General features: G+C 46.4%; 22 protein-coding genes. 6 read left to right on the forward strand and 16 right to left on the reverse strand.

The genetic code is table 11. The annotated features are described in order from the left end of the window. Positions 1-62 precede the first annotated feature (62 nt). The 5 genes from P8O70_19930 to P8O70_19950 form a co-directional block, all read right to left on the reverse strand. On the reverse strand, positions 63-1,124 hold the full coding sequence (locus tag P8O70_19930) for an ABC transporter permease (protein ID MDG2199109.1): 1,062 nt from the start codon (positions 1,122-1,124) through the stop codon (positions 63-65). Between the two features lie 12 nt (positions 1,125-1,136). Then, positions 1,137-1,883 (reverse strand): ATP-binding cassette domain-containing protein, encoded by a 747-nt coding sequence (locus tag P8O70_19935; protein ID MDG2199110.1) that lies wholly within the window; start codon positions 1,881-1,883, stop codon positions 1,137-1,139. A gap of 563 nt (positions 1,884-2,446) precedes the next feature. Continuing rightward, positions 2,447-3,382 carry a carbohydrate kinase family protein gene (locus P8O70_19940; GenBank protein ID MDG2199111.1) on the reverse strand — a complete coding sequence of 312 codons (936 nt, stop codon included), beginning with the start codon at positions 3,380-3,382 and terminating at the stop codon, positions 2,447-2,449. A 45-nt stretch (positions 3,383-3,427) separates the two neighbouring features. Next, positions 3,428-4,615 carry an ROK family transcriptional regulator gene (locus tag P8O70_19945; protein MDG2199112.1) on the reverse strand — a complete coding sequence of 396 codons (1,188 nt, stop codon included), beginning with the start codon at positions 4,613-4,615 and terminating at the stop codon, positions 3,428-3,430. A gap of 314 nt (positions 4,616-4,929) precedes the next feature. Then, positions 4,930-5,724 (reverse strand): DUF4198 domain-containing protein, encoded by a 795-nt coding sequence (locus P8O70_19950; protein MDG2199113.1) that lies wholly within the window; start codon positions 5,722-5,724, stop codon positions 4,930-4,932. Here P8O70_19950 and P8O70_19955 point away from each other — a divergent pair. After that, positions 5,723-6,925 (forward strand): HupE/UreJ family protein, encoded by a 1,203-nt coding sequence (locus tag P8O70_19955; GenBank protein MDG2199114.1) that lies wholly within the window; start codon positions 5,723-5,725, stop codon positions 6,923-6,925. The two genes, P8O70_19950 and P8O70_19955, sit on opposite strands and share 2 nt — an antisense overlap. Before the next feature lie 25 nt (positions 6,926-6,950). Here P8O70_19955 and P8O70_19960 read toward each other — a convergent pair whose 3' ends face one another. From P8O70_19960 to P8O70_19980, 5 genes are all read right to left on the reverse strand, one after another. Then, positions 6,951-7,613, reverse strand: a complete 663-nt coding sequence (locus P8O70_19960; GenBank protein MDG2199115.1) for a dimethylsulfonioproprionate lyase family protein — start codon at positions 7,611-7,613, stop codon at positions 6,951-6,953. A gap of 512 nt (positions 7,614-8,125) precedes the next feature. Beyond that, the gene (locus tag P8O70_19965) at positions 8,126-8,755 is read right to left on the reverse strand and encodes a class I SAM-dependent methyltransferase (GenBank protein MDG2199116.1); all 630 of its coding nucleotides are present in this window, start codon (positions 8,753-8,755) and stop codon (positions 8,126-8,128) included. A 16-nt stretch (positions 8,756-8,771) separates the two neighbouring features. Further along, positions 8,772-9,089, reverse strand: a complete 318-nt coding sequence (locus P8O70_19970) for a hypothetical protein (GenBank protein ID MDG2199117.1) — start codon at positions 9,087-9,089, stop codon at positions 8,772-8,774. Between the two features lie 75 nt (positions 9,090-9,164). Next, positions 9,165-9,812 (reverse strand): heme-binding protein, encoded by a 648-nt coding sequence (locus P8O70_19975; GenBank protein ID MDG2199118.1) that lies wholly within the window; start codon positions 9,810-9,812, stop codon positions 9,165-9,167. A gap of 41 nt (positions 9,813-9,853) precedes the next feature. Beyond that, a complete protein-coding gene (locus tag P8O70_19980; protein ID MDG2199119.1) occupies positions 9,854-10,615 on the reverse strand; it encodes a creatininase family protein in 762 nt (253 codons plus the stop codon). Between the two features lie 335 nt (positions 10,616-10,950). Here P8O70_19980 and P8O70_19985 point away from each other — a divergent pair, with 335 nt between their 5' ends. The 4 genes from P8O70_19985 to P8O70_20000 all read left to right on the forward strand — a co-directional run bounded on the left by P8O70_19985 (position 10,951) and on the right by P8O70_20000 (position 18,401). Next, the gene (locus P8O70_19985; protein ID MDG2199120.1) at positions 10,951-12,228 is read left to right on the forward strand and encodes an extracellular solute-binding protein; all 1,278 of its coding nucleotides are present in this window, start codon (positions 10,951-10,953) and stop codon (positions 12,226-12,228) included. Positions 12,229-12,260: 32 nt separating this feature from the next. Beyond that, entirely contained in the window at positions 12,261-13,187 is a 927-nt protein-coding gene (locus P8O70_19990; GenBank protein MDG2199121.1) for a sugar ABC transporter permease, read from the forward strand. After that, entirely contained in the window at positions 13,184-14,074 is an 891-nt protein-coding gene (locus P8O70_19995; GenBank protein MDG2199122.1) for a carbohydrate ABC transporter permease, read from the forward strand. The genes P8O70_19990 and P8O70_19995 overlap by 4 nt, the downstream gene beginning before the upstream one ends. A gap of 532 nt (positions 14,075-14,606) precedes the next feature. Next, positions 14,607-18,401 (forward strand): hypothetical protein, encoded by a 3,795-nt coding sequence (locus P8O70_20000; protein MDG2199123.1) that lies wholly within the window; start codon positions 14,607-14,609, stop codon positions 18,399-18,401. Positions 18,402-18,498: 97 nt separating this feature from the next. Here P8O70_20000 and P8O70_20005 read toward each other — a convergent pair whose 3' ends face one another. Further along, complete coding sequence (locus tag P8O70_20005; protein ID MDG2199124.1) at positions 18,499-18,627, reverse strand: hypothetical protein; 129 nt, start codon at positions 18,625-18,627, stop codon at positions 18,499-18,501. Between the two features lie 230 nt (positions 18,628-18,857). Between P8O70_20005 and P8O70_20010 the strand changes: the two genes are divergently transcribed. Then, on the forward strand, positions 18,858-20,405 hold the full coding sequence (locus P8O70_20010; GenBank protein MDG2199125.1) for a GNAT family N-acetyltransferase: 1,548 nt from the start codon (positions 18,858-18,860) through the stop codon (positions 20,403-20,405). A 172-nt stretch (positions 20,406-20,577) separates the two neighbouring features. Here P8O70_20010 and P8O70_20015 read toward each other — a convergent pair whose 3' ends face one another. From P8O70_20015 to P8O70_20035, 5 genes are all read right to left on the reverse strand, one after another. After that, positions 20,578-21,777: an aminotransferase class V-fold PLP-dependent enzyme gene (locus P8O70_20015; protein ID MDG2199126.1), complete on the reverse strand. Its 1,200-nt coding sequence runs from the start codon at positions 21,775-21,777 to the stop codon at positions 20,578-20,580. Positions 21,778-21,922: 145 nt separating this feature from the next. Then, positions 21,923-22,240, reverse strand: coding sequence for a HigA family addiction module antitoxin (locus tag P8O70_20020; GenBank protein ID MDG2199127.1), 318 nt, complete (start codon positions 22,238-22,240; stop codon positions 21,923-21,925). Between the two features lie 11 nt (positions 22,241-22,251). Next, entirely contained in the window at positions 22,252-22,530 is a 279-nt protein-coding gene (locus tag P8O70_20025; protein MDG2199128.1) for a type II toxin-antitoxin system RelE/ParE family toxin, read from the reverse strand. Between the two features lie 106 nt (positions 22,531-22,636). Then, positions 22,637-23,833 (reverse strand): hypothetical protein, encoded by a 1,197-nt coding sequence (locus P8O70_20030; protein ID MDG2199129.1) that lies wholly within the window; start codon positions 23,831-23,833, stop codon positions 22,637-22,639. Between the two features lie 791 nt (positions 23,834-24,624). Then, positions 24,625-26,107 (reverse strand): hypothetical protein (locus tag P8O70_20035; GenBank protein MDG2199130.1); only part of this gene is annotated, 1,483 nt, incomplete at its 5' end.

Genomic DNA, 26,107 nt, shown 5'->3' on the forward strand with positions numbered 1-26,107 from the left:
CATAGGCCCTCCTTTACTCAGGTGTATTGAAAGACAGGGAATAAAATCCTGCCTGAACAAGACTATTTGACTACATCGATTTGCTTTCGGTTGAGTGAAATAGCAATTGCGGTGATTAACAAAATTCCTCTGGCTATTCTGCTCCATGAAGGGGGAACCCCAGCTATTGTCAAACCGTTTGCTACAATGGTAAGTGTCAACGCGCCTACAACAGTTTTCAAAACACTACCGTAGCCTCCTGTAAGCACTGTTCCCCCAAGTGCAACAGCCGCAATTGCATCCAACTCAAGCATTTCACCTGCTTGAACAGTAGCTGCTCCAGAGCGTGCTAGATTGATGAAGGATGCCAGCCCAACCATAAAACCTGCGGCAGCAAAGACTTGAATCTTGAACCAATTAACTGAAATACCTGTTAATCGAAGTACTTTTTCGTTGCCACCAAGTGCTTTTAGCTGCTGACCAAAAACTGTTTTTTCATAAACAATCCAGAGCAGTACGGCAACAGCTACCGTGAAGTAAAGAATCTGTGGAAACTGACCTAGATCCAGCAGCCACTTCGCTTCGATTGAAGTGATATTACTATTACTCATTGGCTGATCACTGACATAGATGGAGCGACCATCTGAAACAATCACCAGAACAGCTCTCACGATAATCAGCATCGCCAGTGTGGTTACGAAAGAGGAGATTTTGAAAAGTGAGAAAATCGTCCCATTGAGTACACCAATGAAAACTGCTGAACATATTCCAACCAGAAAACCCAACTCACCAAACCAGAGCATTCCCAAGGCAGCCATGTAGGCGCTAAAACCTAAATTTGAACCAACAGAGATATCGATTGACCCTGTAGTGACAACGAGAAGCTGAGCAAAAGCCAATAGTAGTAAGACCGGTGTCTGCTGCGCAATAAACGTCCAGTTTCGGACAGACATGAATCTGTCTCCACTGATGAACCAGAACAACAGGATTACCAAAGTAATTGCGATGAATGGCACATTATCGCGAATCCGCCCAATCCAAACCCGACCCTCGGGAGAATCCCACCAAAGCATACCTAACTTGGCCGTTAACAAATTAGCCTCATCATTTGGTCGAATCACTTCCTTATCAACGTCACTTGCCATACAACGCTCCTTTCAGCCGGTCGTAATGGCTTTAACAAGCTCATCAATATTGACTTCATTTCTCAAAAATTCCCTCGATGTGTTTCCTTGGTGGACAACGACCAGGCGATCTGCCAATCGAAAAACTTGATCCAAATTATGGCTTATCAGGATGGTAGCGGTATTCCGTTTTCGTATTTCGTTTATGACGCGCTCAACCTGTTGTGTTTCGTTTGGCCCTAACGCTGCTGTAGGCTCATCGAGGATTACAATCTCTTTTCCCCAGGCAATAGCCCGCCCGATGGCAATGCTTTGTTGCTGACCTCCAGACATCTCTGAAATTGGGCGTTTGAGGCTCTGAACTGTTTCCACTTTGAGGTCTGCAAGCACCTCTCTTGTCTTTGCCTCCATTTGCCTTTCATCAACAAAAATTCCAAATTTTCTTGGAATTCTGCCGAGAAAGAGATTGTAGGGAGCTGTCATGTTCGGGACGATTGCCAAATCTTGATAAACAACTTCGACACCCATCTGCCTGATAAAGCCAACACTGTGGTCTTGACGAGTAATTCGATTTCCCCGAATGCTGATGTAACCCCGATCTGGAGCAAGAACGCCAGCAATGATTTTGATTAGAGTTGATTTGCCTGCTCCATTTGCTCCAACAATAGCGAGGACCTCTCCAGGAAAAAGTTTGAGTGAGCCTTCTCGGAGTGCTTCCACTCCACCAAAGGCTTTACTGACACTATTTACCTCTAAAATGGATTGAGAAGTACTCTTCATCAGTTAATCGTTTGAAAATTCATATGACGCATTATTTCCAGTCACTCTGAACCAGATTCCATTTTCCAGGCTAACTCAATATCTGCGCACAATCTGTTGTTCAACACCCTCAAAACATTTGGTGTATCTGTGCGCTCATAGTGAGCTTCTACTTTGATTATTACTTACCCACTCCCATTTTTTTATTAAGCTCTCTACATCATAGGACACAGGGGAGCCCTTCAATTTTGATATTGGGGTTTCAACTCCCTGATATTCGATGAATTTTGAATTCATATAATCCATCGAAAAGTGAAAGCCATCAATCCCAACTGCTTGCATTGAAAATGCTTCCAAACATTTTACTGAGTTTCACCAGTGTTGCCGCAAAAGTTGATTTGCCATTGCCAGGTGGACCAGCTAAATTTAGTTTTGCAAGTGTGTTTAAATTTCAATTATTTTATACTTTCTTTCTATTTCTCTCCATACTGGTTTATAAACAAATTCTAATTAATTACTCATAATCTTTATTTTGGAATAAAATCCATTGATTTGAAGGTCTATATTCATTTTAAATGAAAGGTTCAAATCATTTTAATGAGAGATTTTAATTCTTCTTTTTCAATACTTGCTCCTAACTGCTGCAGTGACAAAGCGGCTACTTTATTTCCAAATTCTGCACACCAATCAATTGGCTTTTCTATACTCAGTCCATAAACAAACCCAGCACTGAAATTATCACCAGCACCAGTGGTATCAGACACCTCAGATGCATTAACAATTGCAGGTAATCTAAAAGATTGCTCATTATTTAAGATGAAAACTCCCTTAGAACCCAGCTTAAGAACAACGTTCTGAACCCCTTTCTCTAAAAAGAATTTTGCAAGGTCTTCGGGCTGTTCGTTAGGGTATAGATGAGCAAGATCATCAGAACTGGGCATTAAGTAGTCTACAAAGGGAAGACAGGATTCGAATATATTCCTTTGTAAACCCAAAACACCCCAAGTTTCATCAAGAACGGTCAAGATGCCACGCTGTTGAGCATTCTCTAACAGATTTAACAGAGGTGTTCCATCAATCCTTGGGAGATTGAATAGGTCTGGATAGACGAGAATGTCACAAGCGTACAGATCCTCCAAATCTAGATCATTTAACTTAAATTCTGAAAGGGCACCATGATATGACATGAAACTACGCTCGCCATCCTGATTAACACCAACAATAACTGTTGATGTAGATTTTTTATCGGTTTTTCTAAGAGAGTTTCTTGTTTTTACACCGGCAACTTTCAGTTCTTCTTGAAGATAATCTCCCTGCAAATCATTACCAATCTTGCTGAACAAACGTACATTTGCTCCCATTTTTGCCAGTGAAAGTGAACAATTCGTTGCGCCACCTCCAGGAGATGATTTCAATTCATCAACAAATATATTAGTACAAACTTTTGGCTCTGGATAGCTAGCAACAGGACTCAACAAGATGTCAACTAAGCAACTGCCAATGCAATTCACTGTTTTCATTTTAAAGTACTTCTAGGCAGTTGATTTATTCATATTTCATGTTATTCAAAGTAGTTCACTTTGAATAACATGGTGAAAACTTCCACTAATAACTAAGTCTTTCTGTGGAGCTAACTGAAATTTTATATTTTTAAATACACTTGGTAGAACATTATTTTGAACATAGCTCTTAATACTCTCCACAAAGCACTCCCCAAATCTTGCATACTCATCCCCAATAACAATCAAATCTGGATTCATCAAATTGATAGAATTTACTAGACCTTTTGCAAGATACTTAGCAACTAGTGCAACTTCCTTTACAATCAAAGGGTGCTGCTCCCTATAAGCTACTACGACTTCCTCAAAAGAAATTGGTTTAGATGAAATTTTATACCAATGTTCTTCTAGGTTTCTAAGCAATGCTAGACTGGAACTGTAAATTTCCAGGCAACCCCGATTTCCACACTTGCAAAGTGGACCATTTAGATCAATCGAAGTATGTCCAATTTCGCCAGCTGTTCCCAAACTTCCCCTGAACACCTCCCCATTGAGAACTATTCCTGCGCCAATGCCTTGACCTGCGGACAAATACAGGGTCACTTTTGAGTTCGAATCCAATCCCTGGGAAATCCAAACGGCTAACGCAGCAGCCTTTGCATCATGTTTCGAATAGACAGGAATCTGCTCATAATGCGATCTCAACTGCTGAATTAAATCAAACTGGTGCCAGTCTGTTGACTCCGTAATGAGTACAATTCTTTCTGAATCTTCCAGAAATGGCCCTGGCAGAGTAACTCCAATTCCCAACAAATTTTCTTTGCACAGTTCCAAAAATGTGTTCAGCGATTCAACGATTTGCTCAAAAATGCTCTCTGCTGTGTTGACCGGTTTTACTTGGATTTCAGTCGACTGTAGTATAGAGCCTCTTAAGTCCATCAACGCCACCCTGAAGTTGAGACGTTGAAGCCGGACCACTAAAACCCGGTGAGGATCCGCCGCTATCCTCAATCCTATAGACCGTCTACCTCTCTGATTCTCCTCCTTTTGAAGTATGCTTTCTTCGACAACACCTTCATCGACTAATTGCTGTACTACTCTCGTTACCGTGGAAGCGTCTAGTCCTGAGCTCTGAACAATTTCGGACCTAGAACACATTCGTCTTTCATAAATCAAGCGGAGAATAACTCTGCGATTGTATTCTTGAACGCTCTTAACCGTAAAACCGCGGCTCCGCATTTCATTAACAACCATTTATTTTCTCAGTGAAATTAATTTCTACCATCAATTGATTTCCAATTTCAACAAAAAATTTATTGCTCAAAAAACTTTCTCAGTACTTGAGAGATTATTTCAAAATCTTTATCCCAGGAGTTAGGGGGATTCTTGAGAGGAATTCAAGGAATTGTCAGCAGGTGCCTGAAGTTTCATCAAAATCAGGATGGTATTAGGTGGGTATGAAACAGAATTTATTTGAAGTGATTCTTAGGCACAAAAATTTACAACAAATTCAAGCCTTTGTAGCATTCGACTTAGGCAAGCCTTTGGAAGACCAACCAAAAGAGATACTATTGATAAGTGAAACTCAATGAAGCCCAATAGCTTTTCCAAACAGCACCGTTAGCCTGTTCTACCTCCAACATGTGCACGGCGTTCAGCAGGAAAAAGCCAGGGGCCGTCAGTGGGACCTGAGCACGTCCTTTGGCATCTGTTCTGACTGTGGTCTCTTCTGTTTCACCACCTCTATGAAAGATACGAATCTGAATGTCGGGGAGTGGTTCCCCTTGCCAGAACAACCGCACTGGCAGGCTGGTGCTCTTTGTCAAGTAAGGGTTTTCTTCTGCCAACAGTTCCAAGGGCATCCCCACCAGTAGATCCTGTCCTTCAGCAGTACCACCCACCGCCAAAGCCTTGGCACATCTCACATAGTCTTCCCGAAAACCGAACTCGGGTAGACCACGCTCCTGGTGACGTTCCAACACACCTGTCAGCCCTTCGTATTCAATAAATCGCTCAAACTGTTCCTTTGAGCGGTAACGCATATCATCTGTGCTAGAGACATAATTGATAACGTGTAATCCTGGAGTACGGACCTTCATCGCAAAAGCAGGCATGTCGCCCTGCATCCCCTTAACAGGACGTATCCCCTCTGCATCTCGGATTTGAAACTCCTCAAACCAGGATTCAATATAAGGCTGTTGATTGCCCTTGAGATGCTGACCAACTCTTAGTTTAATCTTCAGGGTGTCACCCACGGATACCAATGGATTTTCTGGTTCCATCCAAAACTCATGAGCTTGGAGGGGATTGGACACTACCAAGGCTGCGAATAAGCCCAAGAACACTCGTTGGAGAATTTTCATGAAATTCCTCTGTTTTTCAGATGGACTTAAAAATGATTGGGGATTTGGAGAGAGCCCTTGGCGGATAAGGCAAGTATTCCACTTCCTAATGGTCACAGCTTGCTTGGCGTTATTCCCTAGCCTACTGATGGCCCATGAAATTCGCCCAGCAATCGCGACCTTTGCAATGCAACCCAACGGCGACTACTCCATCACGATCAGTCTGAACTTGGAAGCGATTCTTTCTGGCATCGGTGCCGAACATGAAGACACAGATGACTCCCCAAATGCGGAGCGCTACAACAACCTACGAGCACTGCCTCCGAATGACTTGCGTTCAGCATTTCAACCCTTTGAAACAGAGTTCCTTGAGGGAGTAACCCTGCGTTTCGGTGATGACATTGCGGAGAGCCCACAGCTTGGACAACTCACAATTCCAGAAATTGGAGATTTGGAGTTAGCCCGGATTTCTGAAGTAGTCTTGACCGGAGTAGTGCCTTACGGTGCGGAGAGCTTTGTTTGGCAATGGAAAGAAGCCTTCGGATCAAGTGTTATTCGGGTATTACCGCAAGGTGAGGGGGACGGGGTCTCTTTCTGGCTGCAAAATGGAGATCCAAGTGAGCCGATCTCGATCGCAGGAATTGACCAGCGGACCCGCTGGGAGCAATTTCTGGATTACATCATTATTGGCTTTGAGCATATTGTCCCCAAAGGTTTGGATCATATCCTATTTGTGATTGGCATCTTTCTGCTTAGTACCCACTGGAAGCCCCTACTGACCCAGGTCACTGCATTTACGATCGCCCACTCCATCACACTGGGACTGAGCATTTATGGGATTGTCCAGTTGCCATCAAACATTGTAGAGCCATTGATTGCCGCTTCCATTGTTTATGTGGGCATCGAAAATCTCTTCACACAGAAATTACAAAAGTGGCGAGCTGCCGTTGTCTTTACCTTTGGATTGCTCCACGGCTTGGGCTTTGCGAGTGTTCTCTTTGAAATCGGCCTCCCTCGCGATGCATTTCTGGAGGGCCTACTCGCTTTCAACATAGGTGTAGAATTGGGACAGCTTGCAGTGATCGCGGTAGCTTTTGTTCTCATTGGCTTCTGGGGCAGAAACAGAGAGTGGTATCGGCCCTGGGTAATTGTGCCTGGATCCCTGGCGGTATCAGTGGTTGGTGGTTGGTGGTTTCTGGAGCGTACAGTACTGGCAGGTTGAAGGGTATTTAAGCTAACTCGATTCGTCAGATCCTCCTCCGCGGCAACTTTGAAAACCGAAACTCTGGGGCTGACAAGCGTTCTGGCGGTCCAATCCAGGCATAGGCCAATAAGCAGGGTTCACGAATACCTACCGTGATCCGATGATGCTGAGTGGAACGATTCAAGATCAAAGATCCCGGAGCATAGACAGCATTATCATTCTCTGACCAAGCCCCTGCCAAGGAGATATAGCTCTCCTCAATCTCATCATGACGGTGTTGGGGGTAGGTGGTCCCTGGAGCAAAGAGCACCAAGCCCAGAATCAATCCTTCCGCTTGAATCGGACCCTGCGGTCCCATCATCTCGCAATAGGCATAGCGCTTGGCAAGTTCCCTGGGAACTTTCTGATAACCATACTCCCAGGTGAGTTGGCTCTCCACCCGATACAACACCCGTGACAAATGGGCCAACGGTCCCGAATCTGCCAAGTCAAGCGCTCGGCCCCAGTGTGCACTGACCGGTTTGTTCTCTGGTTGTCTTGGTGTGTAGTAAGGGTTGCTCTTCGTGATTTTACTGATGGCCTCTCGCACACGCCGCTGATGACTCCTGATGATGGGACTTCCTCCCGCAGAGCCCAAGCGATAGACCTGGTCAATTTCCTGGAAAACATACTTCCAGTCTGGTACGTCATTTAATCGATTTTCCATCTGGCCCATAGCAGGGGTAAGAGGATCGACTGTTGGCAATTTTGTCACCGAGGCCAGCACTAATTGGCTCAAGGCCTAGCAGGTCGCCTGCCAGGCTCAGTGCAGATAATGAGTTTTTTTGTCTATCCGACAAACCTTCCAAAACTTTGGTCAAAATTTGCTTCAAAATTTCTCTGATTTTCTGCTAAATTACAATTTAAGTTGCGAATAAATCAAATACTTTTCGCAACTTTTAGTTATTTCTTGAATTTTTGCAGGAGAGAAAAATGGATTTCAAACCAAAGAAAAGATTTTCCAAGAAGGAGTTGAATTACTGGCTTCGCAGAAACTTCACCTGGGATCAAAACAAGTGGAATGAGCTGCTGACTGATCTAGAGTAGCAAGGTTTTATGGAATGGGTCGGTAATGCTGCGGGAAGAGATGCCCTTGGTTTGTATCTGGAGACCAATCGCCAGCCCGCCTGAAAATCATTCGAAAATGACGGCATTCAACACGAGAAAGGTTCTTCGAAGTTAGACTGGCTTCTGTACTTGCTCTTGATAAAGACAACCAATCACCCGCGGAACTCCCTCTAAATAAAAGGTTTGGATCGGCCTCACTTGGAACGGCTGGGAGCAAATGATCTGATCCATCGGACGGTTCAGATGACAGCCATCCCCCAATATGTGTTGAATTGGATTCAGACGATATTGCCAGCTCGCTACTTTTGGATCCGGCGATAGGCCGTGCTCCAGAAAACAGAACCGCCCACCAGGTCGCAGCACCCGCCAGATCTCCTGCACTGCCTGATGCACCTTCGCAATACTACACAGTGTGAAGGTACTCACCACAAAGTCGAAGCTTTCATCTTCCATTGGCAAGGATTCGCCTGAGAGCACATGATGCTGAACAGGAAATGGTACTTCCTGAATCCGTTGTAGGGCTTTCGGAGCCATCATTGGATTCACATCAACCGCATGCACCTCCACAACATTCTTGGAATAAAAGGGAAGATTCAGTCCAGTCCCAAAACCTATCTCCAGCACTTTACCTTGGACTCCATGCAAGCACTGCTGCCGAAGTGGCTGTAGCTCTTTGCTGGACATTGCCCAATCGCAGAGACAGGGGAAAACGTGTTGAGAGTAGAGTTCTCGAAGTGACATCAAACCCGGTGAATCTTCATTCGTTGCTTGTGAGGCTCAAGCGAGTTGAACAGACCTCAATCAAAGGATCCACCAAAGTATTCATGATTTCTTCAGTATTGACCAAGAAGTCTTCGTAGCTAAACAAAAAATCCAGCACTTCTGCATAACAGACACACGATTCCTCCAGATTGGCTAATTCACTAGCGTTGAGACGACCCGTGCTCTCCAGTGCAGACTGAATACAACTCGCATTAAATTCTTCGATGTCCACCTCAGGCCAATCCAATTCATAGTCCGCTAGCACGATCATGGGCATCAGCAGAAATGTGATCAACAGGAAAGTCTGTTTCATTCAGTTGTCTCCGAAACGGTTTGGATGAGCTGGCAAAAAATGAAACAACTGGCCGCTCTCCTTCCTCCTCCAGTTTCAATCTTCCACTTTTAATTGAACCTCGTTCTTTCGCAAAAACGGCAACGTCCACGGCGGATCATAGCGAGCGGTCCGTACCAAACCCACCACAGTGATTCCTTGCTTCGTGGCCCACTGCCTCAACTCTTGCTCCTTCTCTTCTAGATCGCGGGCTCCCATTCGTCCACTGAACTGTAAGACTACCATTTGCTCCGGGGAGACCTCCCTCAAATTCACTTGCTGATCATTGGGAACTGGCGCCGTTTCCAAGTTCCATTTGGAGGGCAAACTGAAGGCCATCCGCCATTGATCTGGCTGTTCACCCTGATCCATCTGTACAGGGGCTGTCATCGCAATATTCTCGCTGGCAGCTTCAGCTTTTCCTGCCATTTGAACGGAGGCCGAGCGGGAGAGATTGTTGCCAAAGATGTAATCTGCCAGAATCCGGAAGCCATCCCCCGATGCTTCGTCAAAATCTTCTCCCTCCATGAAGACCTCTGCAACTAGATAGGAGGCGTATTCACGAATTTCAAAATTACCTTCCTTGATCCGTATCTGATAGGTCGGTTCCTCCAATGCTCGCACTCCCACTACCGAACATGCCGACAAGATCAGGTTGATCATCAAGACAACTCCAATTGAACGAAGGAAGAGATTTAAACGCATGGGCTGATTCATCTTAGATTAGTTGATTAGTAGTTGGTGGCTCACCACAATGCAGTATTTTGGAGGACCCCTGCGATGCCTTCTGCAGCCACTTCTAGCAATAGTTCTCCCTTAGCTGCCGTTGCCACGGAGGGACTCCCGATCACACCATTTGCAGAAACCTCCTTAAATGATACCCAACGGGAAACCCCGGATCCATAAAAGGGAATCTCTAGCGTTCCATCAGCCTGATTGAGGGTGGACTGATTGACCAGTTCCGGTTCCAAGGCCAGCATCATCGAAGTCTCTGCTTCACCAGCATGACGCACATTCTGCTGGACTTCAAGAATCTCGGCAAACTTCTCAGCCACCTCAGGTAGCGTCCAATAGGTGCCAGAAACTACTCTTAATCCATCCAACTCTCTGACCAACTCCGAACAGATTACGTTCAGAGCAGCAATGTTTCCACCATGACCATTGAGAAGGAAGATTCGTCGAAACCCATGATGACGAATGGAGCGACAAAGATTTCTTAACAGCGCATGAAAGGTTTCAAAATCGAGGGTCAGCGTGCCGCAAAAATCCATATGATGTTCAGCAAGCCCACACCAAACAGTCGGAGTCACCAATATTGGCTGATGTGTCTGAACTTTCAGCGCAGCCCGCCGCGCTACCTCTGTCGCGAGTAGTGCGTCTACCTTAACCGGGAGATGTGGTCCATGTTGCTCTATCGAACCAACTGGAACAACTATGATGGCATTGGCATCTGCTAGTGATTTCAATTGAGGAGACCGCAATTGCTCCCAATAAATTTGCTCTTCCATCACTTATTTCCTCAGCGCAATTGAATAAAGATTTGTGAAAGTATCGATCATCTTGTTGCATTTTCTGACAAATGCCAATCACTTCGAAGAAATCTATTTTTTTGATTGACACAAAATATTTCTCTGGTTATACCTCCCCCCACTCACTATCCCGCAAGCTATTTTGATAAATACAAATTTTTTATTTTGTAATTCCATGGATAGCTGGCTGAAGAAGTGTGAATGGGTCTCCAAAGAGAGAAATTCATTTCAATGAAATTCCCAACCACAAAGAAAGTGAGCCTTTTGGGAGAAGCTGCTCCCCACGTACCCATACTCTTTAAGAGGACAAGATCATGATGAAGAAATGGTTGACGATTGCTGCGCTTGCCTTGGTTGGTTGGGCAGCTCCCATGTCGGCTCAAGATACTGATGTAGAATTGACTGGCTGGCCCTATCAAGTTGATGTGGTCCGAGAAAACCTTGAGCGTTTCACCAGTCAGTCTGGCTTGAGCGCAACTTACAATCCCTTCCCCAGCAACGAATACCATACCAAGATGGTCTCGAGTTTTGCCTCTGGAACCAACTTTGATGTGGTCTATGTCCGTGACAGCTTCCTAGCAGAGTGGGCCGCAGCTGGCTGGATTATACCCCTAACCGGACTTCCCGGAGTAGATGATTACATGGCGGATCTGCCCCAAGGAATCATCGAACAGATGTCTTTTGAGGGTGAAGTCTACGGACTACCCTACTACTCTGGGAATTCAGTATTCGTTTACAATGATCGCTTGATGAAACAGGCTGGCATTAATTCACCACCCAAGACGTGGAATGATCTAAGGTCACAAGCACAAGCGATGAAGGACAAGGGGATACTCCCCAAACCAGTCGTCATCGGCTTGGCTGCTAACGAAAACTCAATCCTTCGAACCTTGGAGATCGTCTCTGCAGGATTCGGTGGTAAATTCTTCAATGACAAACTGGAACCAGTTTTCCAAGAGCCAAACAGCGGCGTTCGTAAGGCATTAGCCTGGATTGCTGATGGTATCAAGAGTGGCTGGATCAACGAGGCTTCCTTAAACCAGGGCGATGGTGAGATTGATCAATTCATGCGCTCTGGCACAGCTGCCTTCACGCTGGTCACTGATTACGAGATGAAGGTGCTCAACGACTCGGAGCAATCCAATGAGGCCGGTAACATCAAGAACGCCCTGGTTCCTGGTTCCGCCGATGCCACCAGCGGTACCATTGGCTACGTCCGGCTCTATTCAATAACCTCTGAGGCAGATAAGGAAAAAGCTTGGAAACTGGTTCAGTTTCTAGGGGGTAAGGACGCAACTGGTGCCTATTATGTACCGAAGCGCTGGGCTCTAGAGTTTGGACTCGGCTTCTCTCCAGCTCCACTATATAAAGACGCAGACGTGCGCAACTCGATCTCAGGTTGGATTGACCCTGACCTGCTTCAGGAGCAAGCCAAGTATGCCATCAATCGTGGCTACCGCTTCGTTCCCTACTTCTCTGACTGGGAGACTGAGGCCTGGGGTGGATTCCAGGAGATCATTGGCGGTGCTGACGCTGATTCTATCCTTGAAGAATTGGCGGAGAATTGGAACGAGCTGCAGTCAGAGTACTGATTTGCTGCTCCTTCCATTGATATCATAACAACATGAGGGCATTCGCTCAGAATGCCCTTTCTGCAATGACGAAGAATCCCTCCACTGAAATTCCCCAAGGAAGATTAGCGTTGATCTTCAGTGCTCCGGCACTGCTGATCCTGGCAGTGACCGTTCTGGTCCCCCTGGCTTATGCGATCTATCTCAGCTTTCATCGCTACAACCTCAAGCGAGCGAAGCGCCCCTTTGCTGGCTTCCGGAATTATGAAAAAATCCTGACAGACGATAAGTTCTGGGATTCCCTGGCAACGAGCTTTATCTTTGCGGTAAGTGCAGTTGCAGTGATCACTGTAGTCTCTTTCTTCCTAGCCTTGCTACTTGATCAGGATTATCCAGGGCGTGGTCTGTTGCGGGCACTTCTGTTGATCCCCTGGGCCATTCCTGATGTTGTGAATGCCTTGCTCTGGAAATGGCTGTTGCATCCAGCCTTTGGGGTAATGAACGCACTCTTTCAAATGGGAGGCCTGATTGATGACTATGTTGCCTGGCTCAGTAGTATGCCCAGTGCAATCATTTGGGTTATCATCGCCTATTCCTGGAAGAACATTCCTCTGGCAACACTGCTGATTCTTGCAGGCTTGCAGACAATTCCAAAAACTCTGCATGAGGCAGCTGAACTCGAGGGAGCCAGCGCTTGGAAGCGCACGCTTTACATTACGCTTCCATTGCTTCGACCAACTCTCACTGTTGTGCTAATTTTTGAAACGATCTTTGCACTCAAGGTTTTCGATCTAATCTATGTGCTTACCTCTGGAGGACCAGGCAAATCAACCACCGTCCTAGGTTGGAGTATCTACATCAATACCTTCAAGAAGCTTGATTTTGGGACAGGCAGTGCTCTTGCCATGATTCTCGGCTTGATCACCCTCTTTATTGCTATTGTCTTCTACGCATTCCTGGATCGGGGAGAAAAACAGTGAAGCGCAACAATCTCACTCGCTACATTCTGCTCTACCTAGCATCTGCACTTTTTTTGATCGTTTTCATTGGCCCTTTTGTCTGGCTGGTCAGCTCCAGTCTCCAATTGGAGCGCCAACTCGTTCAGGTTCCTACAGTCTGGTTACCAGATCCCCTCAGTCTGGCGAGCTACAAGGAGATTTTTTACGGAGCCTTTTTCGATGAGTCCTACGTCTCTGCCGATGGTTACAGTTCTTCCTATCAAGCCAGGATTTATCTTGGTTCCTTCCTGAATAGCGGGATCATCGCTCTCAGTGTCTCCTTCTTCAGCGTAGTCTTTGGTGCCTATGCTGCTTATCCAATTGCACGCCTGAACTTTCGGGGTCGCTACACTCTACTCTTCTCCATCTTGGTGGTTCGTTTGGTACCAGCCTTGGCCCTAGCGATTCCAATCGTACTTTTCGCCAAGAAGATGGGGATGAACGACAACCTGGTAACGCTGATCTTCATCAACATGTCTTTCGTGCTGCCCTACAGCATCTGGCTGCTCCAGGCTTACTTCAAAACCATCCCTACAGAATTGGAAGACGCAGCTCGCATGGATGGCTGTAATCGCTTCCAGGTAGCGAACAAGATCATAATCCCTCTCTCTATTCCAGGCTTGACCACCGCCGGTATTCTCGCCTTTCTCCTCTCCTGGGGAGAGTTTCTATTTGCCTTGTTGATCACGGAGACCGAACAGTCCTTCACCAGCACAGTGGTTGCCGCAATGTTTGCCACGAGCTTGGATGTCAATTATGTCACCATCATCGCTGCTGGTGTACTTGCCGTGATCCCACCTGTACTCTTCGCTCTCGTCTTCCAAAAATATATTATGAGCGGTCTGCTCTCTGGTGCTGTGAAGAGTTGATTTCACTGCACAAATGATGGAGCTCTTGCTTTAAGGATTCTGATTTTTGTTCTCCTTAACAATCATTGAGCCTTGTAAACCATCTCTTCGTTTTACTAGTCTTTTGGATTAATAAATCTTAAATCTATAATTTTTATGAATATTTTAAGATTTCACTCTCTCTCTATTAGCTTCCTATTCCTCTCCGATTCTAAGAATTTTTCTTCTTAAGCAACTGAATCCCCTAATTTATTCATTGTTAATCACCAGACTTCACAGTAACTAGCAGGACCCTTTTCCCCTCCTGATACCAGCTAAAGGATCTATGATGACTAGATCTTTTAATATCTTAAATATAATAAATCTTAGATGTTTTATTTAATTTATTTATAAAATAAATTATTTTAACTAATAAATTTAGTAATTTAGTTATTTTCATCTATAAAAGATAAATTTTCTTATTGACAGTTATTGCTAATTTTTTGTAACATAAAGGCAACAAAAACAGCGACACAGTTCACAAGTGCTGATCACAACTCTCCAAAGAGGCAACATGAAAGCTCTTCTCATCATCTTCACAAGTCTAATGCTCTTCGGCTGTATCGAAGAAGGAACCATTGTTTACGATCAAGACTACCCAGAAGCTCCTGAGAGCATTGGGGGATCTGGCTCAGGAACTGATCGAGTCCCAGGGGATGGTGCTGGAAGCGCCGGAGGAACATCTGATGGTTCTGGAGCAGGATCAACTGGAGGCTCTTCAGATGGAAACGGTAGTGATGGAGCTGGTTCAACCGGCGGAGGAACAAGTACTGGTGACGGAAATGGTTCAGACGGTGGGGATACCAGCATTGGTTCTGATGGTGGTACCAGTACAAGTGATGGTGCTGGAAGCGCAGGAGGAACATCTGATGGTTCTGGAGCAGGATCAACTGGTGGTGGATCCACAGATGGCGATGGCTCAGGTGATGGCTCAACTGGTGGCACAAGTACTGGTGACGGAAACGGTTCAGACGGTGGGGACACCAGCAGCGGTTCTTCTGACGGCTCCGGAAGCACAGGCGACGGTACTGGTGATGGCTCAGGATCCGGTGACACAGGTGGGGATACTGGAAGTAGCTCAACTGGTGGGGATACCAGCACTGGTTCCGATGGTGGGGAAACAGGTAGTGGTTCTTCTGACGGCTCCGGAAGCACAGGTGGTGACACGGGCAGTGGTTCAACTGGTGGCACAAGTACAGGTGATGGTACAGGTTCAGACGGTGGAGATGGTGTTGGTACTGACGGGGGCAACAGCGGCGATGGTAGCGGTACAGGCACTGGAGGAGATGGCGGAGAACCAGAAACAAATTTGACTGGTATCACTCCAACAATTAAAGCAATTGTAGATGGCGATAATATCGCCACTACATACAACAGAATTGACGGTGCTGATAACTACACCGTTTATTACTCCACAACTAGCCCAGCATACCCAAGTGGTAATACTGTGGTTAAAACTAACTTGCGCTATACTATATTCAATCCACCAGCAGGTGAACGATACTACTTCCAAGTTGTAGCAAATGCTCCAGGTGGTAACTCGGAGGTTTCAACTGAAGCTTCAGCAATGATTGACATTCCAGAGCCACCAACCAGCCCAGTTGACGATGAGTCAACTACTATCTCAGCTGAGGCGGCTGCTTTTGCTAATAATGTCAGCTGGGACGCTGTTGAAGGAGCAGAGGGCTACACTGTATATTACTCCACATCAAGTCCTGCTTTCCCAAGCAGCTTTACTAGCTATGTAGATAACACTACTACAAGCTTCATACACAGCGGATTGGATGCTGGCACTACATACTACTACCAAGTTGTAGCTACTCACACACTGGGTGACAGTGACGCTTCAAATATTGCTTATGCTACACCATACGCTGACTTGAAAGGTGTAACACCAGACTTGTTAGCAGGCGCTGTAGGTACAGATATTCTTGTAAGCTGGAAGGCAATTGATGGTGCTGAGAGCTACAGACTATATTACTCAACTGTAGCTCCAGCATATCCAGGTGGTGCTGCTGTAGAAGCATATGACACTTCATACACACTCAAACAGCCAGATGTAGAAACTACATACTACTTCCAAGTACGAGCTATTGCTACAGGTGGCAAATCAAATATTTCCAATATGGACGATGCTACTGTAACAATTGACTGTCCAGACTGTGGTGATCCAGAAGTTGGCGCTCCTACTGTTACTGTAGAAGCTGATGTAAACAAGAATGTCGTACGCTGGTATGCTGTAGATGGCGCTGAGTCATACAATGTATATTGGAATACTGCTTCATTCCCACAAGGTAACACTCCACAGGATGTTACTAATACAACTAATTCAGTATTTGCTCACAACGCTCTAGACAGTAATAAGTTTTACTTCTACCGTGTGGCTGCTGTAGATGCTTCTAACACAGAGTTTTTCAGTAACTTGGTGTATAGCCGCCCACACAGAACAGAGTGTAATGCTATTACTCCTGCTACTGACAACGATCCAGATTTGTTGGCATACTACGCCTTTGAAGGTAACTTGAATGACTCACAAGGCAGCTATGATTTAACAACAAATGGCGGTGGCATTGGTGGTTATGTAGATAACTGTCTAACTGGCACAGGTGGCTACTTTGACGGCAAGGGCGGCTATGGATACAACTTGGACTTCAATGATGAGAGTGTAACAGGCATTATGGACAACCAATGGAGCATTAGTGTATGGGCAAACGCAGATGAGGATATGCCAAAATTTGCTTCAATACTATCCACAACTGCTAAGAACAGTGAAGCTGGTTACGCTGATGGTTGGGACAATGGATTCCAAATCGATGTTAATGACGACAGAGAGATACGGTGGTTCTTCAGCAAAACTGGCAATGATCCAAACCAACTTAACAGTCGTGTAGCACTTACACTTGGTGAGTGGTATCATATTGCTGTTACATATAACAATGGCACAGCACGGATGTATGTCAATGGTGTAGAGCGTAAGAATGCTACAGGCTTGGACTTAGGCTTCAATAGACTAAAGGTAGGTGTTAACAGGTTTGGTATAGAGAACTGGAAAGGCTTCATTGATGACTTGAAAGTATTTGGACGAACACTTACTCCTTCTGAAGTAGTAGAAGAGTTTGAAGGAACATTGCCTGATAAGGTAGAGAATGTTGCTGCACTAGGCTTAGGCGATCAGATTGGCATTACTTGGGATGCTGTAGAAGGCGTTGGCACATACAGAGTATACTACTCCACAAGTGGTAACCCTACTGTAGCTGACAACTTCTTCCAGGTACAGAATGCTACTGCTACGACATACCCAGGTGCGTTGGCTGAAGGTGTTACTTACTACTTCCGTGTTGCTGCTGTGAATAACATTGGTGCAGGTGAACTCAGTGATGCTACAAACGAAAGTTCAACAGTAATATCATCACCCAAGTTTGCTGCACAGGGTGAACCTGATTATGTTGCGACTGTAGATGACAACACAAAAGCTGTTGCTATTGAGTTTAGTCCTGATGGATCAAAATTTTACTTGATTGTTGGACGAGCAAGAAGTGACCACAAAGTCGTCCAATACAATTTGTCTACCCCATGGGATGTACGAACAGCAGCAAGTGAAGCAACTATGAATCTGACATATGGACATCCGTACGATGCTTACTGGACAAATGACTTGGTATGGAATCCAGATGGTACAAAGTTGATTGTTCTTAACGATTCAAGTGCTGCTGATCAAAGTAGAATACGAGTCTATAATGTGCCAACTCCTTACGACCTTGGTAGTGTAGTTGCCACTAATCCAATGCCAGAAGCAACATTCTCTATTGAAGTACATTCAGCAGTTACCATAGATCATCCGCTGACTTTTGAATTCAATTCGTCTGGTACAAAAATGATTGTTGGTGGATTTCATAGTTACGCATCTAACCAACAAGCATTTCAAAGAATTCAGGAGTTTGATTTGGCGGGATCATATGATTTCTCAACAATCACTAAGCTATCCGCAACATCATACAACACATTTGAATATGGAGGTGATGACGCTATTGATGAGGTGATTTGGAAGGCTGACGGAACCAAGTTCATTACACTAAATTTGAATGGTGATGTTCATATGTATTCTGTAAGTGATCGTTTTGATTTATCAAACTCAACAATCACAAAGGACGGGTTGGTAATGAATCTCAGCGAAGTTTCTACTAATCAAGTTTATCAATCCATAAATAAATTTGAAGGACTACATTTTAACCCAGCACAAAATAGACTGTATTATATTCAAAATTCAGACTCTAAAATATTAGTTGGCTCAATGCCATTCAGTTGGTAATTCATTAACTTTTAGCACTAACAGGGAAGCGATTAAAAACCGCTTCCCTTTTTTGTATCCTCCGTAGGCCACTAAGAAATAGTCTCTTCCACTCTCCTTAGAAAACTGCTTCCGCTGCGTTGCTTTCTCCATCAATCAAGTCTTTGCCTTCTCCCTGAGAGAGAAGGTGGCCGTTGGCCGGACGAGGAAACTCCTGCAAATCCCTAATTTCCACATTTTTTCTCATTTGCACCAATCCCTCACCCACCACTAGCGTGGTCCCCCCTCTCTTACTGGGCGAAAGTTTTTTTAAAGCTGAGTTGATTTGACGTGTCGATTAGGCGGAGTAGGGAAATCAAGTGTTAGGATTAATCATTTTTCTGGCTTCCTTTGCTGATTTAGTGGCAAACTCGGTTGAATTCCAGTGGATCTTGAACCGATCCTGATTCCTTGCTCATTTATGCAGCCTGAGACCCTATGAAACTTGCACCAGAAGCCCAACTTTACCTGCAATTACGTGCTTCCCTGAATCTGCCTGACCTAACAACCCTAGCCCCTCCAGAGGCTCGAAAGATCTCAGAAGAAACCAGTCGCCGATGGCACCTCAGCGAACCTCAGCCCGTTGGTTCTGTGGAGCAGCGGCACTGCGAGGGCCCAAACGGTTTAATTCCCTTGCGGATCTATCGGCCCACAGCTGCCACAGCCACTGGATGGCCAGTGATGATTTTTTTTCATGGAGGTGGTTGGGTTTTGGGGAGTCTGGACGGAGTCGATGGTTTCTGCCGAGCACTCTGTCAGGAAGCTCAGTTGCTGGTGGTCTCGGTAGACTACCGTTTGGCTCCTGAACATCAATTTCCAACTGGACTCGACGACTGCTTGACAGTCACCCAATGGGTTGCAGAAAACACTGACTTGCTCGGAGGAGATTCGTGCAAACTGTTAGTCGGAGGAGACAGCGCTGGGGGGAATCTAGCGGCAGCGGTAGCCCTCCGAGCCAAAGATCAGGCTCTGTTCAAATTGGCAGGACAGGTCCTGATCTATCCAGTGACCGATCTCACCCAAAGTCTACCCTCCTACGAATCGTTTGCTGAAGGCTACCTGCTCACTCGGGCATCCATGCGTTGGTTCATTCAGCAGTATCTGCCAACCGCTGTAGATCCTAAACACCCCGAGGCTTCCGTACTCTTTGCTGATTCCTTAACAGGTCTGCCTCCTACTCTATTGATTGTGGCCGGATTTGATCCGTTGCGGGATGAGGGGCTGGCCTATGCCCAACGCTTACGCGATGCAAAGGTTACTGTGGTGGAGCGGAACTGGGAGGGGATGGTGCATGGTTTTATCAATCAACGGGACATGTTGCCCCAGGCCAGAGAAGCTTCTCAGTGGATTGCCCAGGAAGTGAATCGTTTGCTGTCAAAAGTACCGAACCAACGTTCGAAGATCCGTGCAGGGGTTCTCTCCTCGACCAAGGTGCAGGGCAGCTTTGAAATTCGTGAAATGGAACTTGAGGACCTACATCGTGTCTATGCCTTGGGCGAACAACTCTACACCGCGGAAGACTGGCCCAATCTCTATCGCACTTGGGACGAAACCGACTTCATCAACAATTTCAACACGGATGGTGAATTCTGCTGGGTGGCAGAGACGGAAGCTGGAGAGATCATCGGCTTTGCCTTGGGAGCGATGTTGGAGAAACGAAGAAGCGCCTGGGCCTATGGCTGGGTAGACTGGTTGGGAGTGCACTCCGCTTGGCAAGGCAAGGGTGTCGGCAAACGCCTGCTCGACAGACTGACCGATTTATTCATCGAAGAGGGAGCTCGGATGATCCTGATTGATACCGAAGCCGATAACGAGAAGGCCCTGCGTTTCTTCAAGAAAGAAGGTTTTGGCAATCCCAATGAGCACGTCTATCTTTCACGGAATCTCACCCGTGATCCGGAATACCTCAAGCGCAAGCGGCGCACTTCCGCTCCCGGCAAATCCAGAACTCCAAACAACAGCCGTCCCAAGCCTCAACGACCTTGAATTCGTTGTTTTGGATTTCCCTCATCCAGCTTTCAGCCTGATTGTCTCAAATGAAGATGGAAAAACTTGATTGAACGGTTATCCGAAAACCCTCGCCAAGTTGGGAGAAGGCAAAGAAAATTACCAACATTTGTGGGAGCTTTCGTAACCTAGACAAGGTTCATTGTTCAATCTAAGCTTCGCTGAGCACTCGACTCGCGGCTTCAAGCGCCCCATCACCATGGGGAACCTTCAGAGCCTTGAAGCCTGCATCCAGCACTCCCAGCATCCCTAGTGTCATGTGGGCATTGACGTGTCCCATGTGTGCCACTCGGAAGAACCCGTGTCGAGCCGGATCATCCGGTTCTGCCATGCCAATCCCCAATCCGAGAGTGACCCCTGCGCGGTGTTCCGTCCATTTGCGGAGCTCCGTGCCATAGGGAGCTTCCATCGAGACCGAAGTGACCGAGTGTGAGCGGTATCGTCGGTCCTGGATGTTGAGCTGAATCGAACTCCCTACGCTCCAGGTCTCGAAGGCTGACCAGACGGCTTGGCTGAGCTTGGCGTGTCGAGCCCAGACCTGTTCCAATCCCTCTTCCTCTAACAGCATCGTCAGTGCCTCGCGCAGGCCAAACAGATGATGAGTCGGTGCGGTACCAAAGAAATATTCATAGAAGACATCCGGCTTGACACGTGGGCGCACGTCCCAGTAAGGCGTTACGAGGTCAGCCCGTTCTCGCGCTGCCATTCCTCGCTCGTTCAGATAGAGAAAGGCCAACCCGGGCGGAGTCATCAAGCCCTTCTGGCTTCCTGCCATCATCACGTCGACTCCCCAGGCATCCATCTCGAAGACATCACAGGCAAGGCTAGCCATGCAGTCCACCATCAGCAGGGCAGGATGACCGGTGGACTTGACCAAGGCTCCGAGGGCTGCGATGTCATTTCGCACGGAGCTCGCCGTGTCGGTTTGAGCCACAAGAATGGCCCGATAGCGATGTTGTGAGTCTGCTTTCAGCTTCGCTTCCACCTGATCCAGCTCAACCGGCGATGCCTTGCCGAAGTCTATCAGATCCACCTCCACACCCAGCTTCTGCGCCATGTCCGCCCAGAGTGCCACGAAGCGACCGGTATTCAGCGCCAGGATCCGATCTCCCCGAGATAGGGCATTGGTCAGGGCCGCCTCCCAAACCCCATGCCCGTTGGCGATGTAGAAAGCCACCTCCCCAGTAGTCCGGGCCACTCGTCGCAGATCGGGCAACATGCCTTCCACGGTCTCATAGAGGGCGCCTTCATAGATATTTGGGGCAGCCTGGTGCATCGCCTGCAGCACACGATCCGGCATCACAGAAGGACCAGGAATGGATAAGTAGTGGCGTCCATGACCGAGAGACATGCGGTTCTCCTTTGAATTCAAATAATTGTGGGCCAGGCCCTTAACTGAGTAGGTTTAATATGAATATCTGTTCACAGGCTTCCAAACAATAACTAAAGACGCAACCGGACAATTTTTCAGCTACTGAAAACTGGCAGAGGAAGCTTTAGATAGATCCGGAAGATATCTGCTCAGCAGAAAGACAACGAATCCGTTGCTGGAGGTCGTCTTGTCTCTCCCGCTGAAGTTGGCGCAGATCGTACTCCAGCTGCAACTGGAGCCAGAAACGAGGATCCTGCTGAAAAAATAAGCCCAACCGCAGCGCTGTGTCGGGAGTGATCGGTCGGCGACCATGAATCAAGTCACTGATCCGACTCGGGGGAACATCAAGGTCTCTAGCCAATCCCCTCACCGAAAGTCCCAAGGGACGCAGGAACTCTTCCTGTAAAATCTCTCCCGGATGAATCTCTTCCAATAACTCCATACTCTTTTCCCTCAGTGGTAGTCAACAATCTCGATATCATGAGCACCGTCATTGGCCCAGTGGAAACAGATACGCCATTGCTGATTGACACGAATACTAAATTGTCCGAAACGATTGCCTTTTAGGGACTCCAGCCGATTACCTGGCGGAACCCTTAGGTCAGATAACTGAGAGGCTGCTTGCAGCATCAGCAGTTTACGTCGGGCAGCTCGCTCAATCGAAGCAAATTTTTTGACGAAACGACTTTCGAAGAGGGCGCGTGTTTCAGCGCAAGTGAAAGATTGAATCATCTACCCAAACTAGTTTCTAACGTATGTTCTGTCAATCAGAACAGTATCCATTTCAATCGTCCATCAAGGGTTTGGGGTGCCACTTCTGCCTGCTAAATCCAACTGATCAAGAATTGCTTGGCTGCATATGAATTTCGTTGGTAGGTGGCAGACGCAACAGACTGGCCATCAGCAGCATGGCTCCCACCATTAGGCCGGTCATCACATAGAGAAACTGTTCTGCCCCCTGCGCATAGAGCAACCCTCCAATACTCGGCCCTAGCGCCGCAATCACTGCTCGGGGCGCAATCATCATTCCCTTGGCACGGCCGTAAACCGCAGCCCGAAAGTAGAGGTTCGTCACAAAACCGTAGGTCACTGTCAATACTCCTTGGCCCATCCCGAACAGAATCATCGCCAACACTGCCATCTCGACCGCATCACTGTGAAGCATCGTCAGCGCCAAGGGCATTAGCAAGGTCGCCACCACTCCAGAGAGCCGCGCATCAAAACGATGTCCAAACTTCATCTCGATCCATCGCCCCACTACCTGAAAGGGACCATATAAACTCGCCAAGACAACCGCTAGCGCAGGATCTGCAAATTTCTCAGAAAAGAGATTTATCCAGAACATACTTGTAGCTGTAAAAGTCAAATAGCCCAGGGTACTGATCGATCCCATCGTCACCAAAGCCCACTTTTCGGTCTGGGTCAAAATCGACCAGCGGAAGGGCTCAAGGGCTAGCGAGGAACGAAGCGTTTCTTGTTGATAATGCCGACCCAGCACCCAAAGACGCCAAGCTCCAATCAGCATCAAACTCGCCAAACAGAGACAGGTCATCTGGAGACCAAAAAACTCCAGCATCGGTGCAACACTCAACCAGGTGATTGTGGAGGCTACTCCACCGTAGAAAGTGATGATTGAAATATTGCGACGGGCTTTGGGTTCGTCGAGCTGCACGGCTGAACCAAAAGCCACCTCATAGGTGCACATCGCATAGGAAACACCAATCAACACAAGACAGGAACAAATCCAGACGAATGAAGGATAGAGGCTGAGCAGACCAAGTCCCAGCGCTCCGATGAGAAAGCCTCCCTGCATGATGCGCAAGCCCCCAAAGCGGTCAATCCACCGGCCGATCACCAACGCCAGCATTCCTTGAATCACTAAGGCTCCACTGACCGCAGCCAGGATCGTGGTTTCGCTCACACCTGCGCTCTGAGCTAACGGCGCTTTGAGTTGGGCGAATGCATAAAACAGCAGCCCAAAGCTGACAATCTGGCTGATGCCCAGGGAATGGACCGGGACTCGACGATGCTGCATTAAGGGACAGGCTTAAACATGATGGGTTAGGGGTGCATCAAAAACTGGAGCAAGATCAATACTCACTGAGCGTAAGTCTCATATCCCTTGCCCATTTACAAACAACTTTTGACTCAACAAGGCTCTAAAAACTGGTGCTCAGCGGTGAGCGATGGGATGTACAGATTTTTATGATGATCCTTTGACAGAGCAGTCAGATTTTTCAAGCTTGCTGATCTTTTCTGGAGTGACCTGATGTCTCAGTTTTTTTCACTGATCCTCGAGTTCAACGTAACGGACCTACGCCTAAAAAAAGCATCTCTGCATCAGGACAATTCCTAGTTGAAGAGCCGAGAGCGCTTTGAGAAGCTGAAAAACCTTCGCCTATTTACAAATAAATTTGGATTCAATGAGGCTTCAAAAACCCCACCTAGTTGAGAGGGGGAACTGTGCTAGCAGTTAGTGAGGGCTAGTGAAGATGGGATTGGTGAAAAAATGGTGAGGTTTGCAAAACTATTCACCCAGCCTTACGGCAAGTCAGCGACTGTAAGATATGAAAATTTATAAAATATCAGTTGCCTGACTTAAAACTTTCTTTCTTAAAGAAAAGCTCAGAGATAGTTCAGGCCTGCTGTAGCTTAGTTAGAATTTTCAATCAGCGAGCATTTGTCATGGGGTATCATTAGTGTAAACATTACTCACCTCCGTTGCATTGAAGGCTCTCTCGTAAATCTTGAACTCATCTATATATCCCTTCCAATTGTTCTGACTGACCCAATTGATCTCAATCTTCAACTTGATTCAGTTGGTAGTCACATGTCTGGAATAATTATTGGTGTAGTCTGATCTGTATTAATTGTTGAGCCATCATTATTACATTGCCCATATTCATTATCACCGATACAAGCCAGACTCCCATTGTCAAGCAACATGTATGAGTTACTACCATCTGCTCTCACACTAACTACTCTTCCATTAAAGTCATCCATCAGAATGGCTCCATTTGTTTTCTCTGCACTACTACTCATGCCAGCTAAAAATGCAGCATTCCCAGCTACATTTGATGAAGTATAATTTGTGCCACATGTGTAGACATTCCCATTATTCTTGAGGATCACAGAATGTCCTGTTCCAAAATCAATCTCTTTGACATCACTAATTACAGTAAGTTCTCTCGGTGTTGAAATAGCATTTGTATTGGTGGAACATTTGGCTTTGCTGTTAGTATTAGAACCCCAAGTGTACACCTTACCGTTTGATAAAACGGCAGCAGATGTTCTTCCTCCTACAAAAATGTCAACTGCTGTATTTGATGGTAAACTTGCTTGAACAGGAGCATTTCTATGTGTTGTTGTTCCATCACCAAGCTCCCCAAATGAATTCACACCCCAACACCATACTTGAGCGTTTGAAAGAAGCGCACACATATGCCATTGCCCAGTAACAATCTTAACTGCTGTTGTGATTCCACTGACTTGAACGGAACCAGAAGTCTCGTTAGTGTTTGAGCCATTGCCAAGCTGACCATAAGTATTGTCACCTCTGGTGCGAATCGTTCCATTGCTCATGAGATAGGCAACAAAATTATAACCCTGTTCAACTTGGATGGGATTGCTTACGCCTGTGACAGGACTTGTGAGTGAGCCTCTGCTGTCATCATAACCACGATGCTGATAACTACCGTCAGATTTGATCGCACTGACTTTGTTGTAGTCATGTGAGATTGTTTCAGCATTTGTGATTCCAAACACATCAACTGCAGCAGGCCGTGCTGTCCTGGCATTATCATATTGGTCTAAATTGTTGCGTCCCTTACAGTGAAGACTCTTGTCATTTTGAATCTTACAGACACCTCCATTATTGGTATCAAAAGTATTCGCTACAAAACTGGTTGGCTGAACATTTCCAAGAACAGAACTGACAGGACTGCTTCCATTTTTGTTGTTTGCTTTGATCACAAAGTGATAGTAGTTACCTCCTGTTAATCCTGTTAACAAATAAGATGTCTGATTATCAGTAACATTGATTACATTGTCTGATGCAGTTGGGGCTGTTGGTGAGCCTTCAAATGAAGTTCCACTTGTACGCCAGTAGATGGTAGCGTTATCTGTTCCTGCTTGCTGATTCCAAGTCAACATGATTGCCTGCGCCCTCCCAGTTCCAGCTAGAGTTGGTGCTGTTGGCGGAACCCAAGAACAATTATCAGCTTTCATACAATCAGTGACAACATCATCAACACTAAAGGTTCTGCCAAAGACCTTGACCTCATCGATGTAGCCCTTCCATGTTTTTGCT

It is taken from the genome of SAR324 cluster bacterium, from assembly GCA_029245725.1.
Classification (GTDB): domain Bacteria; phylum SAR324; class SAR324; order SAR324; family NAC60-12; genus JCVI-SCAAA005.